Genomic DNA, 22,488 nt, shown 5'->3' on the forward strand with positions numbered 1-22,488 from the left:
TGGACACTTCCGTCAAGCTGCCGTAAGCGGCAAGCTAGACGGGTGATGGTGCGCGAATGGGACCCCCGGGCCGCGTCGTCCGCCGAGCTCGCGTCGCTGCTGGACACGCTGAACGCGGTGCTGGCGGCCGACCTCCCGCAGGATCCGCCGTGGCAGGGCAGCCACCTGCGGGAATACCTCTCCGAGGTGATGCCCGGCGAGCGGCGGATCGCCTGGGTGGCCCAGGCCGACCCGGCCGCCGGTGGCGCGCCCGGCCCGATCCTCGGCCACGGCCACGTGCTGCTGCTCGGCGACATCGGCGTGCTGGAGGTGCTGGTGCATCCGTCGGTGCGCCGCACCGGCCTGGGCCGGGACCTGACCCGGGTGGCCGCCCGCCGGGTCTACCAGGAGGGCTTCCAGTCGATCGGGGTCGAGGTCGTCGGCGGCACCCCGGCGGTGGCGTTCTACGAGGCGTTGGGCTTCTCCCGGGAGTACGTGGAGACCCGCAGCGTGCTCGACCTGTCCGTGGTGGACTGGTCGGCGCTGGCCGAGATGGCCACGGGCGTCGGCGCGGGTTACCAGGTGCGGTTCTGCCCGGGCGGCCCGCCGGACGACCTGATCGAGGCGTACGCGCGGGCGAAGGCCGAGGTGCGCGACGTCGACGACGGCGAGCTGCGCCCCAGCTCGTACGACCCGCAGCGGCTGCGGGACAGCCTGGCCACGCTGCACCGGCGCGGCATGAAGCCGTACATCGTGCTCGCCACCCACGACCGCACCGGCGAGGTGGCGGGGCTGACCGAGGTGGTGGTGCCGGCGCAGCACCCGACCCGGGCCGACCAGTACGACACGATCGTGGTGCAGGAGCACCGGGGCTACGGGATCGACCGGGCGATCAAGGCCCGGATGCTGCTGGAGCTGCGCTCGGCCGAGCCCGCGCTGACCGAGGTGCAGACCTGGAACGCCCAGGCCAACGAGGCGATGCTGAAGGTCAACGCCGAGCTGGGATACCGCCCGGACCGGGAGTGGTGCGAATACGGCGTGGACGTGGCTGAGTTGGTGCACCGGCTCGGAGGCTGAGTCGGCAATTCACCAAAGCGCCCCGCGGGGGATGGACGGCGGACAGCGCCGCCGCTTAACGTGCGTTCGTTCACGTCCACCCATCGTGGAGGCCCCATGCGCCCGCGCCGCAGAACTGCCGCGCTCGCGACCGCCGTAGCCGTCACCATCCCGGTCATCGGCGTCGCACCCACCGCGGCCAGCGCCGCGCCCACCGACCTGTTCATCTCGGAGTACGTCGAAGGCTCGTCCAACAACAAGGCGATCGAGCTGTACAACGGCACCGGTGCCCCCGTCGACCTCACCGCCGGTGGTTACCAGCTCCAGCTCTATTTCAACGGCAGCACCACGGCCACCACCCTGGCCCTCACCGGGACGGTGGCCGCGGGCGACACGTTCGTCTTCGCCGCCGCCTCGGCCGCGCCGGCGATCCTCGCCCAGGCCGACCAGACGACCGGGGCCAGCCTCTTCAACGGCGACGACGCGATCGTGCTGCGCCGGGGCACGACGGTGCTCGACTCGATCGGCCAGGTCGGCGTCGACCCGGGCACCGAGTGGGGCACCGGCCTGACCAGCACCGCCGACAACACGCTGCGGCGGCTGCCCACGGTCACCTCCGGCGACACCGACCCCTCGGACGCCTTCGACCCGGCCGCCCAGTGGGCCGGCTACGCCACCGACACGTTCGACGGGCTGGGCGCGCACACCGTCGACGGCGGCGGCCCCGTCGACCAGCCCGCCACGGTCACCTGCGGCGGCGCGCTGACCACGTCCGCCGGCACCGCCGCCAGCCGCGAGGTCACCGCCACCGACCCGGACGACAGGATCGTCGACCTGGCGGTCACCTCGGTCAGCCCCGCCCCGGCCACGGGCACGATCAGCCGCACCGGGTTCACCCCGGCCGACGCCGTCGGCGGCACCGCCCGCGCCACGGTCGCCACCAGCGCCGACCTGGCCGCCGGGGCGTACACCGTGACCGTGACCGCGACCGACGCGGACGGCGCCACCGCCACCTGCGCGCTGGCCGTGACCGTGACCCGGGAGCTGACCGTCGGCGAGGTGCAGGGCCCGACCACCGACGCCGAGTCCGGCCCGGCCGACCGGTCGCCGCTCGCGCCGGCCTCCGGCAACGGCACGAGCAGCAGCCTGTACGACGTGCGGGGCGTGATCACCCAGCGCACCCTGGCCCGGACCTCGGCCGGGGCCGACCAGCACGGCTTCTTCCTGCAGAGCCGCGCCGACGACACCGACGGCGACCCGTCCTCCTCCGACGGCATCTTCGTCTTCATGGGCACGTTCACGTCGCTGATCGGCGGCTACGTGCCGACGGTGGGCGACGAGGTGGTGCTGCGGGCCCGGGTGTCCGAGTACTACAACATGACCCAGCTCTCCGGGGCCTCGCTGGTCCGCAAGATCGCCTCCGGCCTCGACGTGAACGCCGTCGTCGCCGTCGCCGACGCGGTGCCCCCGGCCGACTTCGCCGCCGCGCAGCGGTTCTGGGAGCGGCACGAGGGCGCCCGGCTGCGCGTGCGGGCCGGCAGCGGCGCGGTGAGCGGCCGGAACGTGTTCGCGTCCACCGCGGACTCCGAGGTGTGGGTGGTCGACCGCGACGACCCGCTGCTGGGCCGCGCCGACGCGTACGCCCGCCGGGTGTTCCGCGACGCGCACCCGCTGGACAACGACCCGACCCGCCGCTTCGACGACGGCAACGGCCAGCGGATCATGCTGGGCGCGATGGGCGTCAAGGCCACCGCCGGGGACAACGCCGCCCTGCTGCCGCCGGCCCGGACCTTCGACACCCTCACCGGGGACGCGTACGGCGCGCTCTACTACTCGTTCGAGAAGTACGGCGTCCAGGTCGAGCAGGCCGCCTTCGCCGCCGGGGCCGACCCGTCGAAGAACAACCCGCCGCAGCCGGCCGACCGGTCCCGGGAGATCGCGGTCGCCACGTACAACGTGGAGAACCTCTACGACCACCGGGACGACCCGTTCGACGGCTGCGACTTCACCGGCAACGCCGGCTGCACCGGGGTCAGCCCGCCGTTCGACTACGTGCCGGCCAGCGAGGCCGACTACCGGGAGCACCTGGCGGCGCTCGCCGACCAGATCCGCACCGATCTGCACTCGCCGGACCTGATCCTGGTGCAGGAGGCCGAGGACCAGGACATCTGCTCCGTCTCCGGGGGCGCGCTGGTGTGCGGCGACACGAACGACGCCGACGGCGCGCCGGACACCCTCCAGGAGCTGGCGCTGGCCGTCGCCGCTGCGGGCGGGCCCGCGTACGCCGCCGCGTACGACCGGACCGGCGCGGACGCCCGCGGCATCACCGCCGGTTTCCTCTACCGCACGGACCGGCTGTCGCTGGCCGAGGCGACCGCCGCCGACCCGCTGCTCGGCTCCGCGCCGACGGTGCCGTACCGGTCGGCGGGGCTGCCGTCCAACGCGGACGTGCAGAACCCGAAGGCGCTCAACGCGGTGCTGCCGGCCGACACCGACACCTCCACCGGCAAGGACGGCAACAACGTCTACACCCGGGCCCCGCAGCTCGGCAAGTTCTGGGTCAAGGCGGCCCCGGGCTCGTCCGAGGGGTACCACCTGTGGGCGCTGAGCAACCACTTCTCGTCGGGGCCGGACAGCCGGGTCGGGCAGCGCACCGAGCAGGCCCGCTACGGCGCGGCGCTGGTCACCGCGATCCACAACGCGGACCCGAAGGCGCGGGTGGTGTACGGCGGGGACCTGAACGTCTTCCCCCGCCCCGACGACCCGATCGCCACCGGGGCCGACCCGACCCCGTCGGACCAGCTCGCCGCCCTGTACGACGCGGGCCTGCACAGCCTGTGGGACGACCTGGTCGCCGACGTGCCGTCGTCGGCGTACTCGTACAGCTTCGAGGGGCAGGCGCAGACGCTGGACCACCTGTTCGTCAACGACGCGCTGCGCGACGACCTGGTGCAGGTGCGGGCGGCGCACGTCAACGCCGACTGGCCGGCGGAGTTCACCGGGGACGGGTCGCGCGGCTCCAGCGACCACGACCCGCAGGTGGCCCGGTTCCGCTCCCGCGCCTCGCTGAGCGTCGCGGACGCCACGGTGGCCGAGGGCGACAAGGGCACCCGCCCGCTCACCTTCACCGTCACCGTGTCCCGGCCGCTGTCCCAGCCCGCCCTGATCTGCGCCGCCACGTACGGCACCACGGCGCAGGCCGGGTCGGACTACGAGCCGTACGTCGGCTGCAAGGTGCTCGCGGCCGGGCAGACCTCGCTGGCCTTCGCGGTCACCGTGCGCGGTGACCGCAAGCGCGAGGCCGACGAGAAGGTGAACCTGCTGGTGGCCGGCGTGCCCGGCCTGCACCTGGCCGACCCGCTGGCCGTGGGCACCATCGTCGACGACGACTGACCCGCACCACGGCTGCACGGCTGCACGGCGGCCCGTCGCCCGGCTTCCTGGCCGGGTGGCGGGCCGTCAGCCGTACGGGGGGACGGCGCGCGGCGGTGGCGGCACGTGCCGGAGCTTGGCGACCCGGACCTCCCACCGGCTGCGGCGGCGCATCGCGTCGCGGTAGGCGCGGTTGCGGTAGAAGGTCTCCGGCGGGCGGGCCAGCCCGTAGACGTCGGCCCACCACTCCCCCGGCTCGGGGTCGAGAATGGTGTCCAGGTGGGACGGGTAACGACGCTCGGCCCCGTCGCGGGCGTCATCGCGATCGCGCATCGGCTGCAGCACCCGGCCGAACTCGTCCACCACGGCCAGCCGGAAGCCCGCCGCCGCGAGGAGGCGGCGCAGCATGGCGATGCTGGGGGTCAGCGCGCCGGCCTCGATCCGCCCGACCGTGGACGGGTGCACCCCGGCGTACGCGGCCAGCTCGCGTTGGCTGGCGTCGGCCCGCCGCCGCACGGCCCGGATGATGCCGGCCGCCGGCCACGGGATGTCGAACGGCTCGGTCAGCATCGCCGACGACTCGTCGCCTGCTGTGGGCTCGGCTGTTGTGGGCTCGCCTGCTGTGGGCTCGGCTGCTGTCGGGTCGCCGGTCTCGGCGTCGTCGCCTCCGGGGGCGTCGTCGGGCTGCTGTGGCGGGGAGTGGGCTGGCATGGGTTCACGTTCCCCGCCCGCGCGGACCGGTCGCAACCCCGCCCCACGCGGCTGTGGATAACCGGGCGTCTGGCGAGCCCACGGGGGCCCCGGCCGAGGCGCGGGCGACAACTCCTCGCGGCCCCTTTGCTCTGCACCCGCTGACGCAACAGTCACCCTGGGTGAGCGTTGCGCCCGTGGGTGCAGAGCAAAGGAGGCGAAAGAGAGAGTTGGGGTCCGGCAGGAAAGGCGCACAAAAGGTGCAACAGGGAACGACAGGAAGCGACAGGGCAACGAGGGTGCGCAGCCCGGATGCGCTCAGTAACGGTCGCGGAGCAGGCGGGCGGCCTCGACCGCCCAGTAGGTGAGGATGACCTGCGCCCCGGCTCGCCTGATCGAGGTCAACGTCTCCAGCATGACCCGTTCCCGGTCGACCCAGCCGTTGGCGGCGGCGGCCTCGACCATCGCGTACTCGCCGGAGACCTGGTAGGCGGCGACCGGGACGTCGACCGCCGCACGCACCGCCGCCACCACGTCGAGGTAGGGCAGGGCCGGCTTGACCATCACCAGGTCGGCGCCCTCGGCGACGTCCAGGGCGACCTCGCGCAGGGACTCCCGCAGGTTCGCCGGATCCTGCTGGTAGGTGCGCCGGTCCCCGTCGAGGCACGACTCCACCGCGTCCCGGAACGGGCCGTAGAAGGCGGAGGCGTACTTCGCCGCGTACGCGAGCACCGCCACGTCGGCGTGGCCGGCGGCGTCCAGGGCCCGGCGGACCACGCCCACCTGGCCGTCCATCATCCCGGACGGGCCGACCATGCCGACCCCGGCGGCGGCCTGGGCCACCGCCATCTCGGCGTACGCGGCGAGGGTGGCGTCGTTGTCCACCTCACCGTCGGGGGTGAGCAGGCCGCAGTGCCCGTGCGAGGTGAACTCGTCCAGGCACAGGTCGCTCATCACCACGGTCGCGTCGCCGACCTCGGCGACCACGTCGGCGATGGCGACGTTGAGGATGCCGCCCGGGTCGATGCCGCCGGAGCCCCGCTCGTCCCGCGTCGCCGGCACCCCGAAGAGCATGATCCCGCCCACGCCGGCCTGCACCGCCTCGGCGGCGGCCTTGCGCAGCGAGTCCCGGGAGTGCTGGAGCACCCCCGGAAGCGACGCGATCTGCCGCGGCTCGGTCAGCCCCTCCTTGACGAACATCGGCACGACCAGCTCGGCCGGGTCGACGCGGGTCTCGGAGACCAGCCGCCGCACGGCCGCGTTGCGGCGCAGCCGGCGGGGCCGGATCTCGGGGTACGGCATGAGGGGCCTCCCTGTGCGTGCTGGCCGTGCGGCCGGTGCGACTAGCGGAACCGCAGGGCGGTCGGCCCCTGCACCTTCGACCCGCGGCGCTGCTTGGCCGGCATGGCGGCCAACTTCTCGCGCAGCTCGACGGCGTAGGCGGCGAGCGCCTCCACGAGGTCGGGCACCGAGGCGTGCGGAGGCTGGACGTCGACCCGCAGGCCGAACTCCGTCGCGGTCTCCGCCGTCTTGGGCCCGATGACCGCGACAACCGTACGCGCGTGCGGCTTCCCGGCGATGCCGACCAGGTTCCGGACCGTGGAGGACGAGGTGAACAGCACCGCGTCGAACCCGCCCGACTTGATCGCGTCGCGGATCTCGGCGGGCGGCGGGGCGGCCCGGACCGTGCGGTACGCGGTCACGTCGTCGACCTCCCAGCCGCGCTCGGTGAGCCCGGCGGCGAGGGTCTCGGTGGCGATGTCGGCGCGGGGCAGCAGCACCCGGCCCACCGGGTCGAGGATCTCGTCGTGCGGCGAGAACTCGGCGAGCAGCCCCTCGGAGGACTGCTCCCCGGCGGGGACCAGCTCCGGCTGGATGCCGAACGCGCGCACGGCGTCGGCGGTGGCCTCGCCGATGCAGGCGATCTTGACGCCGCCGAAGTGCCGGGCGTCCAGGCCGTGCTCGGCGAACTTCTCCCACACCGCGCGGACGGCGTTGACCGAGGTGAAGACCACCCAGGCGTACCGGCCGTCGACCAGGCCCTTGACGGCCCGCTCCATCTGGGCGGGGGTGCGCGGCGGCTCGACCGCGATGGTCGGCACCTCGCACGGGATCGCCCCGTACGCGCGCAGCCGCGCGCTCATCACCCCGGCCTGCTCCTTGGTGCGGGGGACGAGCACCTTCCAGCCGTACAGCGGGCGGTTCTCCCACCAGCTCATCTTGTCGCGCTGGCCGACGCCCTCGCCGACGGTGAGCACGACCCGGCCGGTGAAGCCCAGCGCCGCCGCGACGAACGAGTCCACGGTCGACGTGGTCGTGTACTGGGTCTCCCCGGTGCCGTCGCCGGTCACCCCGACGCCGGTCGCGCCGTCGACCCCGGCGGCGAGCAGGCCGTCGCGGATCGCGGCCAGGTCACCGGCGTCCACGGCGAGCGCCAGCGAGCCCCGGCCGACGGCGGCGGCGAGCGCGTCGAAGTCCAGCGTGGTGACGTCCTCGACGTCGGCGGCGGTGCGTACGCCCGGCAGCGGCACGCCCGCGTACGTGGCGACGCCCTCGGCCTGGCCGACGCCCGGCACCACCTCGAAGTGCGCGGCGGTCCGGGCGACCGCCTGCACCTCCTTGACCACCGAGTCGTGCCCGAACGGGTCGCCGGCGACCAGGTGCACGGCGTTCAGGCCGGACCTCGCGGCCGAGATCAGCACCTTCGCCACGTCGCCCGGCACGCCCTCCGCCGGGGAGAACTGGGCGTCGGACTTGGCCTGGGCGCGCACGGCGTCGAGCAACGACTCGGGGACTCCCCGGTCGTATACCACCTGGTCGGCGTCGACCAGGGCGTCGTGCGCCCGGCGGGTCAGCAGGCCCGGGTCGCCGGGGCCGGCCCCGACGAACGCGATACGGCCGACGGGCTTACGGGTGCGGGTCATTCTGTGCTCCCAAATTGCTGGGTCCCCGGACCGGCGTTTCCTTCGTGGCCGAGGATCGAGTCGGCGCCGAGTTCGAGGAGTTCGGCGGCGAGTGCCTTGCCGATCTCCGCCGCGTCGGCGGGCGTTCCGGTGCGGGACAGCCGGAGGTCTCGCGTGCCGTCCGGGCTGATCACCGCCCCGCGCAGGTAGATCTCATCGCCGGCGTCGCCTTCGGCGAGTTCCGCATAGGCGGCGACGGGTGCGCTGCACCCGGCCTCCAGGGTGACCAGCAGCGCCCGTTCCGCGGCGACCGCGGCCCGGGACGGTGCGTGGTCGAGCACCGCGAGCAGCTCGACCAGGTCGGTGTCGTCGGCCCGGCACTCCACGGCCAGCGCGCCCTGAGCGGGCGCGGGCAGCATGAGCATCGGGTCGAGCGTCTCGGTGATCACGTCGGCCCGGTCGAGCCGGGCCAGCCCGGCCCGGGCCAGGACGACCGCGTCGAGGTCGGCGTCCGGGCCGAGGACCCGCGCCAGGCGGGTGTCCACGTTGCCGCGGATCGGGGTGACCTCAAGTTGCAGCCCGAGCGCGTGCAGCTGGGCGATGCGGCGCAGCGCGCCCGTGCCGACGACGGCGCCGGGCGGCAGCTCGGCGAGGGTGCGCCCGCCCCTGGCCACCAGCGCGTCGCGCGGGTCCTGGCGGGGCGGGACCGCCGCGACGTGCAGCCCGGGGGCCGCCGCGGTGGGCAGGTCCTTGTAGGAGTGCACCGCGAGGTCGATGGCGCGGGCGGTCAGGGCGTCGCGCAGCGCGGAGACGAAGACGCCGACGCCGAGCCGGTGCACGGGGGCGGACGAGCGGTCGCCGGCGGTGACCACCTCGACGAGCTCGACCTCGCGGCCGGTCGCCTCGGTGAGCGCCGCGGCTACCTGGCCGGACTGGGCCATCGCCAGCGCGCTGCCCCGGGTGCCGAGGCGCAGGGGGGCGGTCATCTCTCGCCTCCGGGATACGGGGTGGGGTCGGTGTCGACGACGTCGGGAACTGTGTCGACCGGGGACGTCTGCGGGACCTGGAGGTCGAACAGCTCGCGCAGCAGCGCCGCGTATTGGTCGCCGCCGGGCTCGGCGGCGAGCTGACGGACCCGCACGGTGGGCTGGTGCAGCAGCCGCTGCACGACCCGGTGCACCGTGCGGGCCACGTCGGCGCGCTGGTCGTCGCTGAGGTCGGGGCGGCGCTGGGCCAGCCGGCGCAGCTCGGTGGCGACCACGTCCTCGGCCCGGCCGCGCAGGGCGGCCACGGTCGGGGCCACGTCGGCGCCGCGCAGCCAGGTGAGGAAGGACTCCACCTCGGCGGTGACGATCCGTTCGACGGCGGCGGCCTCGGCGGCGGCGGGGCCCCCGGCCAGGACGGCCGCCATCCGGTCGATGTCGATCACCTCGACGCCGGGCAGCCCGGCCACGCCGGCCTCGACGTCGCGGGGAACGGCGAGGTCGAGCAGCACGAGCGGGCCCCGGTCGGGGTCGCGGCCGGCGAGCGCCCGGGTGACCACCTCGCGGGTGAGGACCGGTTCGGTGGCCGCGGTGGCGGCCACTACGATGTCCACTGTGGAGAGCACGTCGGTCAGCCCGGCCATGGGCGCGGCGCTGGCCCCGTACGACTCGGCCAGCCGCACGGCCCGGTCGGCCCCCCGGTTGGCCACGGTGAGCGGCCCCGCGCCGAGCCGGGAGAGCGTCGCCACGCCCAGCGCGCCCATCGCGCCGGCACCCACCACGAGGGCCGGGCGGCCGGCGAGCGCGCCGTCGAGGTGGCCGGCGGCCAGGTCGAGCGCGGCGCTGACCACGCTCTGGCCGGCCCGGTCGATCCCGGTCTCGGCGTGCGCCCGCTTGCCCACCCGCAGCGCCTGCTGCATCAGCTCGTGCAGCAGCCGGCCGGCGGAGTCGGCGCCGGTGGCCCAGTGGTACGCGTCGCGGAGCTGGCCGAGGATCTGGGCCTCGCCGACGACCATCGAGTCCAGCCCGGCGGCGACCCGGAAGACGTGGTCGACGGCGGCGGCGTCGTAGTGCACGTAGAGGTGGTTGGCCAGACTCGCGGGCGGGGTGCCGGCCTGCTCGGCGAGGACGGCGCAGACGTCGCCGAGGCCGCCGTGGAAACCGGACACGGCGGCGTAGACCTCCACCCGGTTGCAGGTGGAGACAAGCACCGCCTCGCTCACGTACGGCTGGGCGAGCAGGCGGTCCAGGGTGCGGGTGAGGTCGGCCGGGCCGACCGCCAACCGTTCCAGGATGGCGACGGGGGCGGTGCGGTAGGACGCGCCGACGACGAGCAGTTTCACGTGCCGATCGCCTCCTGGGGGTCGGTGGCCGCGAGCCCGCCGGGCAGGGCCGTGAGGGCGGCGCCGCCGGTGGCGGGCAGCGCGGTCAGCGACGCCTTGCGGTGCTCGTGGAAGGACAGGATCTGCAGCTCGATGGCGAGGTCGACCTTGCGCACGTCGACACCGTCCGGGACCGAGAGTACGCACGGCGCGAAGTTGAGGATGCTCGTCACGCCGACGGCGACGAGCTGGTCGGCGACCGCCTGGGCGGCCCGGGCCGGGGTGGCGATCACACCGATCGCGATCGGCTCCTCGGCGGCGATGCGGGGCAGCTCGTCGACGTGCCGCACGACCAGGCCGTTGATCTCCTCGCCGACCCGCCCCGGGTCGGCGTCCAGCAGGGCGGCGATGCGGAAGCCGCGGCTGGCGAAGCCGTCGTAGCCGGCGAGGGCGTGACCGAGATTACCCACCCCGACCAGTGCGACGGCCCGCCGCTGGGTGAGCCCGAGCACGAACTCGATCTGCTCGACCAGCAGGGCGACGTCGTAGCCCACGCCGCGGGTGCCGTAGGAGCCGAGGTGGGACAGGTCCTTGCGGAGCTTGGCGGAGTTGACCCCGGCGGCGCTGGCCAGGCCCTCGCTGGAGACGGTCTCGTGACCGGACTCGGCGAGGTTGTGCAGGGCGCGGAGGTATTCGGGCAGCCGCGCGACGGTCGCCTCGGGCAGGTCCGGGAGCGCCGGTACGGCACCGGCGCGGCCGGACGCGCCAGGGTGACGGTGCTGCTGACTCATGAGACTCCGTGCGGTGCGATCCTCGGCCGGCTTCGGTCGCCTGCCGTGTCGGGACTCCCGCTGGCGACCGAGATTGCCGGCTGTGCTAGCAGGACGCGTCGGAACTACAGAGTAGGCGCTTGTGAAGACACGCACAAATCGCGATCTTGAAGACCGGCGACCCGCCTCCACCTGCCCCTCCACCCCCCAAGATCGATCCGGCGCCTCGCGTGGCCCGCGCCGATTATTGCTCATTCCCGACTTCCGTCACCAATCGCGCGAGCGCCGCGCCCGCCGCCGCCCCGTCCCGCCCAGCGGGGTCCCCGGCCGAAGGTAGGGCTGGCACCACCAGCAAGAGGACGGCCGACGGGATTCCGGCGGCGGGGCCGGCGTACCTAGCCTCGAACCATGACCGCCGCCGCCACGGCCGAACCGGCCGCCCTCCCGCCCAGCGTCCCCCGCCAACTCCTGCGCGACTCCGGGTACGTGCTGCTCGGCTTCCCGCTCGCCGTGGCCGGCTTCGTGGTCCTGCTGGCGGGGTTGGCGTTGGGTGTGGGGCTGGTGGTGACCGTGATCGGCCTGCCCGTCCTCGCCGCCACCCTCTACGCCGCCCGGGGCTTCGCCGACGTGGAGCGGCTGCGGCTGACCGCCGTGCTCGGGCAGGACCGGGTGCGGCCCGAGTACCGCCGGGCCGAGGCGGGGGCCGGCGCCTGGCGGCGGATCCTCGTACCCATCGGGGACGTGCAGTCCTGGCTCGACCTGGCCCACGGCATCCTCAACCTGGCCGTGGCCCTCGTCACCTTCGTGGTGACCGTCACCTGGTGGGCCGCCGCGCTCGTCGGCACCCTCTACTCGGCCTACGACTGGGCGCTGCCCCACCCGCCCGACGACCAGTCCCTCAGCGAGCTGCTCGGCCTGGGCGACTCGGCCGCCGCCCGGATCGGGATCAACACCGCCGCCGGGCTGTTCTTCCTGGTCACCCTGCCGCTCGTGGTACGGGGGTGTGCGCGCCTGCGGGCGGGCTTCGCCCGCGCCCTGCTCACCCGGGTGGCCGAGATGCGCAGCCGGATCACCGTCCTGGAGGAGCGGCGGCGGGCCGCCGCCTCCGCCGAGGCCACCGCGCTGCGGCGGCTGGAGCGCGACATCCACGACGGCCCCCAGCAGCGCCTCGTCCGGCTCGCCATGGACCTCAGCCGGGCCCGGCACCAGCTCGCCGACGACCCGGAGGCTGCCGGCCGGACCCTCGACGAGGCCGTCACGCAGACCCGGGACACCCTCGCCGAGCTGCGCGCCCTGTCCCGGGGCATCGCCCCGCCGATCCTGGTCGACCGGGGACTGCCCAGCGCCCTGGCTGCCCTCGCCGGGCGCGGCCTGATCCCGATCGAACTGCGGCTCGACCCCCGGCTGGACGCCCCGGACGGGCGACTCGACCCGGCCGTGGAGAGCACCGCCTACTTCGTGGTCGCCGAGGCGCTGACCAACGTGGCCAAGCACAGCGGGGCGACGGAGTGCCGGGTCGCGCTTACCCGCGACGACGACCGGCTGGTGGTCGCCGTCGCCGACGACGGCCGTGGCGGCGCGCACCTGGCCAAGGGGCACGGGCTGACGGGGATCGCCGACCGGGTGCGCGCGGCGGGCGGCCGGCTCGACGTGGTCAGCCCGGCCGGCGGGCCCACCGAGGTCCGCGCGGACCTCCCGCTGTGACGACGACCGCCCCGGCGCCCACCGGCGACACTCCCGACGACGCCGCGGGCGGGTCCGGCGACGCCGAGGGCCACGGCGTGGTAGACAGCAGCACCATGCGGGTGGTGATCGCCGACGACGCCGTGCTGCTCCGGGAGGGGCTGGTCCGGCTGCTGACCGAGCGCGGGCACGAGGTGGTGGCCGCCGTCGGCGACGGCGACGCCCTGGTCGAGGCGGTCGTCGCCCACCGGCCCGACGTGTCGATCGTCGACGTGCGGATGCCGCCGTCGCACACCGACGAGGGGCTGCGCGCCGCGGTCGAGGCCCGCCGCCTCGTCCCCCGTGCCCCGGTCCTGGTGCTGTCCCAGTACGTCGAGGTGTCGTACGCCGACGACCTGCTGGCCACCACCGGCGGGGCCGGCGGCGGGGTGGGCTACCTGCTCAAGGACCGGGTGGCCGACATCGACGAGTTCCTGGACTCGCTGGCCCGGGTCGCCGCCGGCGGCACCGTGCTCGACCCGGAGGTGGTCGGTCAACTGCTGGTCCGCCGCCGGCGCGACGATCCGCTGCGGGAGCTGACCCCGCGCGAGCGCGAGGTGCTGGCCCTGATGGCCGAGGGGCACTCCAACACCGCCATCGCCCGTGCCCTCGTGGTCACCGACGGCGCGGTGGAGAAGCACGTCCGCAACATCTTCACCAAGCTCGGCCTGCCCCCGGACACCGCCCAGCACCGGCGCGTCCTGGCCGTCCTCGCCTACCTGCGCGGCTGACCGCCGCACCGCCCTGCCGCCCAGCCAGCCTCGCGGTCAGCGCAGGCCGGCGGCCAGGGCGACCGCCTCGGTGAGGGTGTCGGCCACCGGGTGGCCGGAGGCCCGCAGCCGGGCCGGGTCGGTGAAGCCCCCCGTGTACAGCACCGCCCGGCCGCCCACCGACTCGGCGGCGTCGGCGTCGTCGATCGAGTCCCCGATCAGCACCACCGCCCGGCCGTCCACCCCCAGCCCGGACAGGTGCTTGGCCAGCGACTCGGCCTTGCGGTCGCCGCCGACGGTGGCGCGCAGCCCGTCCACCCTGGTGAACCGTTCCGTCAGCCCGTAGGAGCGCACGGCGGGCACCAGCTCGTCGTGGAACCACATGGACAGCAGGGACTGGCTGCCCGGCCAGGCCGCCATCGCCGCCGCCGCGTCGTCGGCGAGCGCGCAGGTGGTCAACCCGCTGCGGTACGCGTCGTGAAAGATCCGGTCCAGCTCGCCGAACGCCTCGTCGTCGACCGCCCGGCCGAGCACCCCGGCGTAGTAGTCGGCGATCGGGCGGCGGAACCGCACCCGGTGCTCGTCCGCGGTGACCGTCGGCCCGCCCACGCTGGCGAACGCGGCGTTGGTGGCCGCCACCACCAGGTCGAGGTCGTTGAGCAGGGTGCCGTTCCAGTCCCAGACGAGGTGGGGGCGCGCAGGGGTCATCCGAGCACGATAGGCGGCGGACGGCCACCGTGGGGACCGCCGGGCCGGCCAGCGCGACGGGTCGCGGTCACACCGGCGCGGTCGCGGTCACAGACGGGTCGCGGTCACCACGGCGCGGTCGCGGTCAGAGCTGCGGGGTGGTCAGGTCCCGCAGCAGGCGTTCCTCCTCGACCCGCCAGTACCCGTGCTCCTTCCCGTCGAGCAGCACCACCGGCAGCCGGTCGCCGTACTCGCGCTCCAGCTCGACGTCGGCGGTCACGTCCTTCTCGATCCACCGGTCGCCGGTGACCGCGACCACCCGGCCGAGCGCCGCCTTCGCGTCCTCGCAGAGGTGGCAGCCGGGGCGGGTGATCAGGGTGAGCCGGGCGTCACTGGACATCGGGAAACCTCCGTGCGGGTGTCGGCCGGGGCCCGTCCTCCGGCGGCCCCGCGCCCGGACAGTCTCCCCCGGCCCGCCGGTGCGACACACCGGTACCGCCGACTCGGCAACGCACCGTGTGCGGACGCGCCCCTCCGGGCCCACTGCGACGCCGACGACGCCCCGTGCGGGCGGTCGTCACCGCCGCCGCACCGACCCCTCGCCGAGCGGCCCGATCGGGCGCTGAGCTGGGGTTATCCCTAACCAGCCCGCCACGCGAAAGTCAACCTCCCCCGACGGACAACCGGTCCGCCACCGGTGCGACGCGGAAGCAAATACTTCTGCTCTGTGTAACGGACTTGCCACGCGCGGGTGACGTTGGCCCTATTATCACTCGGGTCGACTCACCCCATTTGCCGTGAGTCGACACCCCTCAGCCCGAGGAGGCCCCCGTGCCTGTGAGCGCATTGGACCCGTACCTCAAGGGGATCTGCCGCCCGTCGGCACGTCCCGGACGAGCCCTGACCGACGGCCCCGGCCGCGCCCGCGCCCGGGCGGCCCAGCGGCCCGTGGCGACCCTGACCGGGGAGGCACGGTGACCAGTTTCGGCTACGCGCAACGACCGGTCGGGCTGGCCGCGGCGGCCCGTGCCGTCCTCAACGAACGGCTGGGCGTCGGGCGGAACCCGGTGGACGACGTGTCCCGCCTCGCCGTACGCGGCGACGGGGCGTCCAGACGGTTACGCAACCGGTCCCACCCCAACGAGGCGGTGCCCCGTCCGGCGACGCCGGGGGGCAACGGCGGACGGGTGGCGTCACCCGCCCGGCCCACCATGCCGGCGCAGGGCCGGCGCAGCGGCGACACGCCGCCGGTGGCCGATCCGTCGGCGGGCGAGACCGCGGTGCTGCCGGCGGTGCCGGCCAACCCGCCACCGCCGCCGCCCGGGCCCCCGGGCGGCGGCACACCGACCGGCTTCCCGAGCCGCCCCGACCCGTCGGACCCGGCCACCGAGGTCTGGAAGCTGGTCGAGCGCGCCCAGGCTGGCGAGGCCGAGGCGTTCGGGCTGATCTACGACCGCTACGTCGACACCGTCTTCCGCTTCGTCTACTTCCGGGTCGGCAACCGGCAGCTCGCCGAGGACCTCACCTCCGACACGTTCCTGCGCGCCCTCAAACGGATCGGCAGCTTCACCTGGCAGGGCCGGGACCTCGGCGCGTGGCTGGTCACGATCGCCCGGAACCTGGTGGCCGACCACTTCAAGTCCGGCCGGTACCGGCTTGAGGTCACCACCGGCGACGTGCTGGACGCCGACCGGGAGGACCGCGGCCCGGAGGGCAGCCCGGAGGCGGCGGTCGTCGAGCACATCACCAACGTCGCCCTGCTCACCGCCGTCAAACAGCTCAACCCGGAGCAGCAGGAGTGCATCGTGCTGCGGTTCCTCCAGGGCTTCTCGGTGGCGGAGACGGCCCGGGCGATGGGCAAGAACGAGGGCGCGATCAAGGCATTGCAGTACCGTGCGGTCCGCGCGCTGGCCCGGCTCCTGCCGGACGGCTTCCAGCCCTGACCGGCCACCGCCACCGCCACCGCCGCCGCGCCGGCGCGCCGTCCGCCGCCCCTTGAGCCGCCCCGCCCGTGCGCCACCCCGCACGGCGGTTCGTCCTCCGCAGGCCAGGCCGACCGCCCGGTCGGCGGCGTCCGCGCGGGGCGCGCGACCCGACGGCAGCTTCCCGCCCGTACGCCGACCGGGGCGCGGCGCGGACGGGAGCGCCGGACGCGGCGCCGTGACGCCCATCACTCTTCGTGATTTCGCTCCCGCCGGCCCCGTAACCCGTGCCGGGGGCGGAGCGTTTCTCCCGGTGCGACCGGTGGTTCTCCGGCATCCCCGGGCCGACGGCCCGGACAACGCAGCCCGCCACGAGCTTCGTCCTGGGTGCACGCTGCCACCGGTCGCTGGTGCCGACAGCGGCCGACCGGCCGTGACCAGCGAGAGGAGGTGCCTGCGGTGACCAGCAACCTCTTCTCCCGCCGGCGCGCCGAGCGCTTCGCGCAGCTTCTCGACGAAGCCAACGGCGGCCGACGTCACCACGTCCGGTCCCGGGCCGACGACCACCTCGCCGCGCTCGTCGCGGTCGGCCGGCAGCTCAACGCCGACCCTCCGCCCGTCGCGGTGGACCCCGACTTCCGCACCGGTCTGCGGGCGATGCTCGTCGCCGCCGCCGAACGGGAGGGCGTCGGGGTCGGGGCCACCGCCCCGGAGGCCGCGCCGGCCGCCCAGCGGGGCATGCTCGGTCAGCGCGGCACGCCTGGGCAGCGCGGCGCCGTCGGCGCCGCTCCGCGCGGCCCGTTCCTGCCAGCCGTCACCGCCCGCCGGGCCCGGGCCCGGGGCGCCATCCTGCTCGGGGTCACCGCCGGCGCGATCGCCGTCTCCGGCATCTCCGCCGCCAGCGAGAACGCCGTGCCCGGCGACGCCCTCTACGGGATGAAGCGCTCCACGGAGCGCGCCCAGCTCGCCCTGGCCAGTTCGGACCTCAGCCGCGGCCAGCTCTTCCTCGACTTCGCCCGCACCCGGCTCGGCGAGGCCGCCGCGCTGCGCGGGGACCAGCTCGGGTTCGCCGCCGTCCTCGACGACATGGACTCGGACACCCGTCAGGGCGTACGCCTGCTCACCACCACGGCCGCGCAGCGTTCCGACCCGGCGGGTCTGGAATCGGTGAACGCCTTCGTCACCGGGCAGCGCCGCGCGGTCGGTGACCTGCTCGACGGGGCCAGCCGTGCGGAGCGGGACCGGGTCCGCCAGTCGATCGCCCTGCTCGACGCGATCCGCAAGCGCTCCGATGCGCTGCGCGCGGCCATCGAGTGCGAGCTGCCCGCGCCCGCCGGCAGCGACGCCCTCGGCCCGACGCCGGCGGCCTGCCCCGGCGACCGCTGACGCCCGCGTTCCCGGCGGCCCTGGCCGCACGCCCGTTCCCAGCGTTCCCGGCGCGGGGGTCCCCGATGTCCCCCGTCGTGAGGAAGGGGGCCCTGTGCACCGTTATGCGTCGACAAGGTGCCCCTTCCTACGGAAGCAGCGCGCGCCACAGTTCTCGCCGCAGCGGGCGGGGCGACCGCGCCGCCCGGCTACGCTCGCGGGGAAACACTCGTCGGGGTCGTCGAGCGAGGGAGGTCGGGTGGCCCGCAACGGCAGGATGACGGTCAGCACCGACCGGCTCGGTCACACCGCCGGCTGGGCGGAGACCGAGGCCGCGCCCGCCACCCCGGTCGCCCCCGATCCGGCCGCCGCGGCCTTCTTCGACGTGGACAACACGATGATGCAGGGCGCGTCGATCTACTGGTTCGCCCGCGGGCTCGCCGCCCGCAACTACTTCACCACCGGGGACCTGGCCCGGTTCGCCTGGCAGCAGTTGCGCTTCCGGGTGCTCGCCACCGAACACGCCGGGGACATGTCGCAGGCCAAGGACGCGGCGCTCGCGTTCATCGAGGGCTGGCGGGTCGACGACGTGGAGCGGCTGGCCGAGGAGATCTTCGACGAGCTGATGGCCCCCCGGATCTGGGCCGGCACCCGCCGGCTCGCGCAACGCCATCTGGACGCCGGGGAGCGGGTCTGGCTGGTCAGTGCCGCGCCGGTCGAGATCGGCCGGGTGATCGCGTCCCGGCTCAGGCTGACCGGGGCGATCGGCACCGTCGCCGAGGTGGTCGACGGGGCGTACACGGGGCGGTTGGTGGGCGACCTGATGCACGGGCCGGCCAAGGCCGAGGCGGTGACCCAGCTCGCCGCCGTCGAAGGGCTGGACCTGGCCCGCTGCTCCGCCTACAGCGACTCCGCCAACGACCTGCCGATGCTGTCGGCCGTGGGTCGGGCGGTGGCGATCAACCCGGACGGCGCCCTGCTGCGGCAGGCCCGGCAGCGGGGCTGGGAGGTGCGGGACTTCCGCACCGGCCGGCGGGCCGTGAAGATCGCGGTGCCGTCGACGGCGGCGGCCGGGCTGCTCGCGGGCGCGGTCGGCGCCGGGATGGCGCTACAGAAGCGCCGCCGCCTGCGCTGACGACCCGCCGCCCCGCGTCCGGTGGCGCGCGGCCGGTGCCGGCGAGTCAGGGGCCGAACGGGTCGGGGCGGCGTTCCAGCAGGCTGTGCAGGGTCTGCTGGATGGTCTCCCGCACCTGGTCGGCGAGGTTGAACACGACCAGCGGGTCGTCGGCCGACTCGGTCAGGTGCGCGGTCGGGATCGGCGGGCAGAACTCGATGAGCCACTTGCTGGGCAGCGGCACCATCCCGAGCGGGCCCAGCCACGGGAACGTCGGCGTGACCGGGAAGTATGGCAGCTTGAGCAGCCGGGCGAGGGGCTTGATGTCGGCGAGCATCGGATAGATCTCCTCGCCGCCGACGATCGCCACCGGCACGATCGGGGTGCCGGTGCGCAGCGCCGCCGAGACGAACCCGCCCCGGCCGAAGCGTTGCAGCTTGTACCGGTCGGAGTAGAGCTTCCCGACGCCCTTGAACCCCTCGGGGAAGACGCCGACGACCTCGCCGGAGCGGAGCAGCCGCTCGGCGTCCGGGTTGCAGGCGACCGTGCCGCCGGTCTTGCGGGCGATCTCGGACACCACCGGCATCCGGAACACCAGGTCGGCCCCGAGCAGCCGCAGGTAGCGGTGGGCCGGGTGCTGGTCGTGCAGGGCGGCGGAGAGGATCAGCGCGTCCAGCGCCACGGTGCCCGAGTGGTTGCCGACCACCAGGCCGGCGCCGTCCGCCGGCACGTGCTCCAGCCCGGTGACCTCGGTGCGGAACCAGTCCCGGTAGAGCAGCCGCAGCACCGGGTGGAAGACGGACTCGGTCAGCTCCGGGTCGAACCCGAACTCGTCCACCTGATAGTCGCCGGAGAGCCGCCGCCGCAGGAACGCCAGCCCCGAGGCGACCCGCCGGTCCCACACGTCGCCCGGCCCGTCCGGCACCGCCGCGTTCCGTGGGGCGCGCGCCGCCGGCTCGGGCAGCTCCGGCAGCCCCCGCCCCGCCGACGGCTCCCGCCGGATCGGCTGCGGGTCCGCCGGGCCGCTGGCGGGCTTTTCGGCGGGCCCCGGTGCCGGGTGGTGGCCGTTGCGCCGCGCCGGCTCCACGTCCGGCCGGGCCGCCACCAGCGGTACGTCGTACCGGCCGTTGGCCCCGGCGCGCCCGCGCTCCTCGTGCGGCTCGCTCACGACTGCTCCCGCACGGCCGCGCGCACCTGGCGGATGCCGTCGAGCACGGCCCGCTCGGCGGCGGCCAACTGCTCCCGGGTGACCACCATGCCGCCCTGGTGGGCGCGGATGAAGTCGTCGAACGCGGCGGCGGTCGAGCGGGGCGCGAAAGCGTACTCGCGTTCCAGGGCGGAGGTGTCCACGACCCGACCGTGCACGAACAGGTCGACCTGGTCCAGGCCGTACCGGCCGAAGCCGAGGCTGCGGGCCAGCGCGACAGCCCCGGACAGGCCCGGTTCGAGCACCGGCACCCCGACCCGCCCGGCCCGCCGGATCGCCTGGGACAGGGCGAGCACGCCCGGCCCGGCGACGTTGAACGTGCCCGGGTGCTCCTCGGCGACCGACCGGTGCAGCACCTCCAGCGCGTCGTCGAAGTGCACGAACTGCAACCGGGGGTCGCGCCCGAAGACGGTGGGGACGAACGGCTGGGAGAAATACCTGGTGAGGGTGGTGTCGGCGGTGGAGCCGATGAACGGCGCGAAGCGCAGCACCGTGGCGGTGACGTCGGGCCGGCGGCGGCGGAAGCCGCGAACGTACCCCTCGATGTCGAGGATGTCGCGGCCGAAACCGCCGCGCGGCACCTCGCGCGGCTCGGTCTCCTCGGTGAAGACGGCCGGGTCCCGGAACGACGCCCCGTACGCGGCGGTCGACGAACGGACGACGAGCTTGCACAGCCGGGGCGCCCGCTGGCAGGCGGCGAGCAACTGCATGGTGGCGATGACGTTCTGTTCCTTCATCGCCGACCGGCCGCCCTGCTGCGGGTCGGGGGCGGTGACGAGGGCGAGGTGCACCACGGCGTCGACGTCGAGGTCGGCGAGGAGGCCGCCCAGCGAGCCGAGGTCGAGCCGGATGCGCTCGACCCGGTCGAGCAGGCCGGCGACCTCCGGGTTGGGGGCGGTCGGGTCGACGCCGATCACCCGCTCGATGCGGGGGTCGGCGGCGAGGCGGGCGGCGACGTGCGCGCCGAGGTAGCGGTTGACCCCGGTGACGACGACCACCCCCGGGGCACCTGGGGTGCCACCGGGGGTCACGTCGTGCACCTACCCCGGCAGGTGGGATCGAGCCGGGGCAACCGCGGCCTGATCACCTGAGCCTCCGAGGGTCGACTGTTGGCAAGCGACACGGGACGCCGGGCCGCGGTGGGCCCGGCCCCGGTCACTTGCCGAGACGGCGACGCTGGACGCGGGTCTTGCGCAGCAGCTTGCGGTGCTTCTTCTTAGCCATGCGCTTGCGGCGCTTCTTGACCACCGAGCCCATACGACGACAGCCTTTCGATGCAACGTGCGGGGCGGACCGGATGACACCACGCGGTGGCGTCGAGGGCCGCTTGCGGACAACGGGCCGGACCAGCTGGCGTGCGGCGGGCGCACCGGTGTGCGGTCACGGTCCGGTCCAGGGTAGCGGGAGAGCCTCAGCAGGACCAACGCGCCCCCGTCGATGCCCGTTACGTCGCACTCGTCGACCTTTGCGGCGCGCCGCTCCGTGGCCTCACCGGGCCGCCGATCAGGCGGCAGTGGTCAGGCGGCGGTGGTCAGGCGGCCTCCTGAAACGGGTCAGGCGGTCTCCTGGAACGCGCCCCGGAGGTACTCGTGCACCGCGTGCTCGGGCACCCGGAACGACCGGCCGACCCGCACGGCGGTCAGCTCGCCGCTGTGCACCAGCCGGTAGACCGTCATCTTCGACACCCGCATCACCGTCGCCACCTCGGCGACGGTGAGGAACCTGACCTCCGACAGCCTGCCGTCGGACTGCGAACCGGTCATGGCCCACCGCCCCATCCCATGCCCCGGCGCGTGCCGCCGGACGGGATCCTCCCAGGACGGGCTACGCGCGTGTTACCAGTACGGTAGCGGGACGGCTGTGACCGGCGCGATCCCTTCGCGCATGTTGATCCCGCCGGGGACGGGTTTCCCCCGCCCGTGGCCTGCCGTTCCGCCCCGCCCGGGCCGGGCCGCGGCCGGTCGGGCTTGCGTCATGTCGGCGACATGGCGGTATCCGGGCACCCCTGACCCCGCCATGTCGCCGACATGGAGTCGATCAAGGCACCCGGTGGCCCCGGCGGCGCCACCGGAGCCACCGGGCGGGGGCCCCAGGCCGCTTCCGGACGCGGACCGGGCCCCGCACTGGGAGCGCTTCAGTGTCGCAGGTGCCCCGTCGAGCCCGGACAGCGGTAGATCATCAACATCGTGCACCAGCGCCACCACCGAAGATGGACACCCAGGCGACTGCACACCCTGCGCCACCCGGATGTTTCGTCGACAACGGGCCACCATTTTCGACCCGATGGGCTCGGATTCGCCAGAGGATCACGGTCGGGGTTCCGCCCTTCTTCACACAGCCGAGCGCCCGCAAACATTCAATACAACTGATTGAATCGTCTGCACGGCCCGCCGTTCAAGTTCCTTCTCCGACAGATATCGAGTAGCACCGACGACACGAATCAGATCATTCGCGAGTTCCACTTAGTCGCTCTTTAGCAAGCCCCAGAACATGACTCAGCTCCTCATAATCCAGGCACCAGGGTCCACCATCACGACGAGGGTAGACCTCAACCTTGAGAGACTCGGCCTCCTGGCTTATCTCGGCAAACTCATCGCCACCCACCATGATGTTCGCGACAACGAAATCGCGATCGGGAGGACTGGTTAATTCGATCCGGAAAGCGTTGACTGGAAGGCCGCCCACC

At 74.5% G+C, this 22,488-nt stretch carries 20 protein-coding genes; 7 read left to right on the forward strand and 13 right to left on the reverse strand.

What is annotated here, in order from left to right:
* Positions 1–45: 45 nt before the first annotated feature.
* A complete protein-coding gene (locus tag ACFYWL_RS01805; RefSeq protein WP_386966708.1) occupies positions 46–1,056 on the forward strand; it encodes a GNAT family N-acetyltransferase in 1,011 nt (336 codons plus the stop codon).
* 96 nt (positions 1,057–1,152) lie between these two features.
* Positions 1,153–4,428, forward strand: a complete 3,276-nt coding sequence (locus tag ACFYWL_RS01810; RefSeq protein WP_386965929.1) for a lamin tail domain-containing protein — start codon at positions 1,153–1,155, stop codon at positions 4,426–4,428.
* Between the two features lie 66 nt (positions 4,429–4,494).
* Here the strand turns inward: ACFYWL_RS01810 and ACFYWL_RS01815 are convergent, their stop codons facing one another.
* The 6 genes from ACFYWL_RS01815 to ACFYWL_RS01840 form a co-directional block, all read right to left on the reverse strand.
* The gene (locus tag ACFYWL_RS01815; protein ID WP_386965931.1) at positions 4,495–5,118 is read right to left on the reverse strand and encodes a helix-turn-helix domain-containing protein; all 624 of its coding nucleotides are present in this window, start codon (positions 5,116–5,118) and stop codon (positions 4,495–4,497) included.
* 297 nt (positions 5,119–5,415) lie between these two features.
* Positions 5,416–6,399: a porphobilinogen synthase gene (hemB, locus tag ACFYWL_RS01820; RefSeq protein ID WP_386965933.1), complete on the reverse strand. Its 984-nt coding sequence runs from the start codon at positions 6,397–6,399 to the stop codon at positions 5,416–5,418.
* Positions 6,400–6,440: 41 nt separating this feature from the next.
* Positions 6,441–8,021, reverse strand: a complete 1,581-nt coding sequence (locus ACFYWL_RS01825) for a uroporphyrinogen-III synthase (RefSeq protein ID WP_386965936.1) — start codon at positions 8,019–8,021, stop codon at positions 6,441–6,443.
* Positions 8,018–8,986, reverse strand: a complete 969-nt coding sequence (hemC, locus tag ACFYWL_RS01830; protein ID WP_386965938.1) for a hydroxymethylbilane synthase — start codon at positions 8,984–8,986, stop codon at positions 8,018–8,020. Before hemC ends, ACFYWL_RS01825 begins: the two co-directional genes overlap by 4 nt.
* Entirely contained in the window at positions 8,983–10,326 is a 1,344-nt protein-coding gene (locus ACFYWL_RS01835; RefSeq protein ID WP_386965940.1) for a glutamyl-tRNA reductase, read from the reverse strand. Before ACFYWL_RS01835 ends, hemC begins: the two co-directional genes overlap by 4 nt.
* A complete protein-coding gene (locus ACFYWL_RS01840; RefSeq protein WP_386965943.1) occupies positions 10,323–11,096 on the reverse strand; it encodes a redox-sensing transcriptional repressor Rex in 774 nt (257 codons plus the stop codon). Before ACFYWL_RS01840 ends, ACFYWL_RS01835 begins: the two co-directional genes overlap by 4 nt.
* A 387-nt stretch (positions 11,097–11,483) precedes the next feature.
* On the opposite strand from ACFYWL_RS01840, the gene ACFYWL_RS01845 reads away from it, so the two are divergent.
* Entirely contained in the window at positions 11,484–12,779 is a 1,296-nt protein-coding gene (locus ACFYWL_RS01845) for a sensor histidine kinase (RefSeq protein WP_386965946.1), read from the forward strand.
* A gap of 95 nt (positions 12,780–12,874) precedes the next feature.
* Positions 12,875–13,528, forward strand: a complete 654-nt coding sequence (locus ACFYWL_RS01850) for a response regulator transcription factor (RefSeq protein WP_386966711.1) — start codon at positions 12,875–12,877, stop codon at positions 13,526–13,528.
* 36 nt (positions 13,529–13,564) lie between these two features.
* On the opposite strand, the gene ACFYWL_RS01855 is transcribed toward ACFYWL_RS01850, so the two are convergent.
* Both ACFYWL_RS01855 and ACFYWL_RS01860 read right to left on the reverse strand, forming a co-directional pair.
* A complete protein-coding gene (locus ACFYWL_RS01855) occupies positions 13,565–14,215 on the reverse strand; it encodes an HAD family hydrolase (RefSeq protein ID WP_386965948.1) in 651 nt (216 codons plus the stop codon).
* 124 nt (positions 14,216–14,339) lie between these two features.
* Positions 14,340–14,594, reverse strand: coding sequence for a glutaredoxin family protein (locus ACFYWL_RS01860; protein ID WP_386965950.1), 255 nt, complete (start codon positions 14,592–14,594; stop codon positions 14,340–14,342).
* A 574-nt stretch (positions 14,595–15,168) separates the two neighbouring features.
* Between ACFYWL_RS01860 and ACFYWL_RS01865 the strand changes: the two genes are divergently transcribed.
* From ACFYWL_RS01865 to ACFYWL_RS01875, 3 genes are all read left to right on the forward strand, one after another.
* The gene (locus ACFYWL_RS01865; RefSeq protein ID WP_386965952.1) at positions 15,169–16,137 is read left to right on the forward strand and encodes an ECF subfamily RNA polymerase sigma factor, BldN family; all 969 of its coding nucleotides are present in this window, start codon (positions 15,169–15,171) and stop codon (positions 16,135–16,137) included.
* A 438-nt stretch (positions 16,138–16,575) separates the two neighbouring features.
* Complete coding sequence (locus tag ACFYWL_RS01870; RefSeq protein WP_386965955.1) at positions 16,576–17,502, forward strand: DUF5667 domain-containing protein; 927 nt, start codon at positions 16,576–16,578, stop codon at positions 17,500–17,502.
* A 256-nt stretch (positions 17,503–17,758) separates the two neighbouring features.
* Entirely contained in the window at positions 17,759–18,616 is an 858-nt protein-coding gene (locus tag ACFYWL_RS01875; RefSeq protein WP_386966713.1) for an HAD family hydrolase, read from the forward strand.
* A 46-nt stretch (positions 18,617–18,662) separates the two neighbouring features.
* Here the strand turns inward: ACFYWL_RS01875 and ACFYWL_RS01880 are convergent, their stop codons facing one another.
* The 5 genes from ACFYWL_RS01880 to ACFYWL_RS01900 form a co-directional block, all read right to left on the reverse strand.
* Positions 18,663–19,559, reverse strand: a complete 897-nt coding sequence (locus tag ACFYWL_RS01880) for a lysophospholipid acyltransferase family protein (protein ID WP_386966715.1) — start codon at positions 19,557–19,559, stop codon at positions 18,663–18,665.
* A 200-nt stretch (positions 19,560–19,759) separates the two neighbouring features.
* The gene (locus tag ACFYWL_RS01885) at positions 19,760–20,833 is read right to left on the reverse strand and encodes an NAD-dependent epimerase/dehydratase family protein (protein ID WP_386965957.1); all 1,074 of its coding nucleotides are present in this window, start codon (positions 20,831–20,833) and stop codon (positions 19,760–19,762) included.
* Between the two features lie 124 nt (positions 20,834–20,957).
* Positions 20,958–21,059, reverse strand: coding sequence for a 30S ribosomal protein bS22 (locus tag ACFYWL_RS01890; protein WP_007465623.1), 102 nt, complete (start codon positions 21,057–21,059; stop codon positions 20,958–20,960).
* Between the two features lie 296 nt (positions 21,060–21,355).
* Positions 21,356–21,565: a helix-turn-helix domain-containing protein gene (locus tag ACFYWL_RS01895; protein ID WP_007073166.1), complete on the reverse strand. Its 210-nt coding sequence runs from the start codon at positions 21,563–21,565 to the stop codon at positions 21,356–21,358.
* 682 nt (positions 21,566–22,247) lie between these two features.
* The gene (locus ACFYWL_RS01900; RefSeq protein WP_386965959.1) at positions 22,248–22,487 is read right to left on the reverse strand and encodes a hypothetical protein; all 240 of its coding nucleotides are present in this window, start codon (positions 22,485–22,487) and stop codon (positions 22,248–22,250) included.
* Between the last annotated feature and the right edge of the window lies 1 nt (position 22,488).

The organism is Micromonospora sp. NPDC002575 (assembly GCF_042889525.1).
Taxonomy (GTDB): Bacteria; Actinomycetota; Actinomycetes; order Mycobacteriales; family Micromonosporaceae; genus Micromonospora; species Micromonospora carbonacea.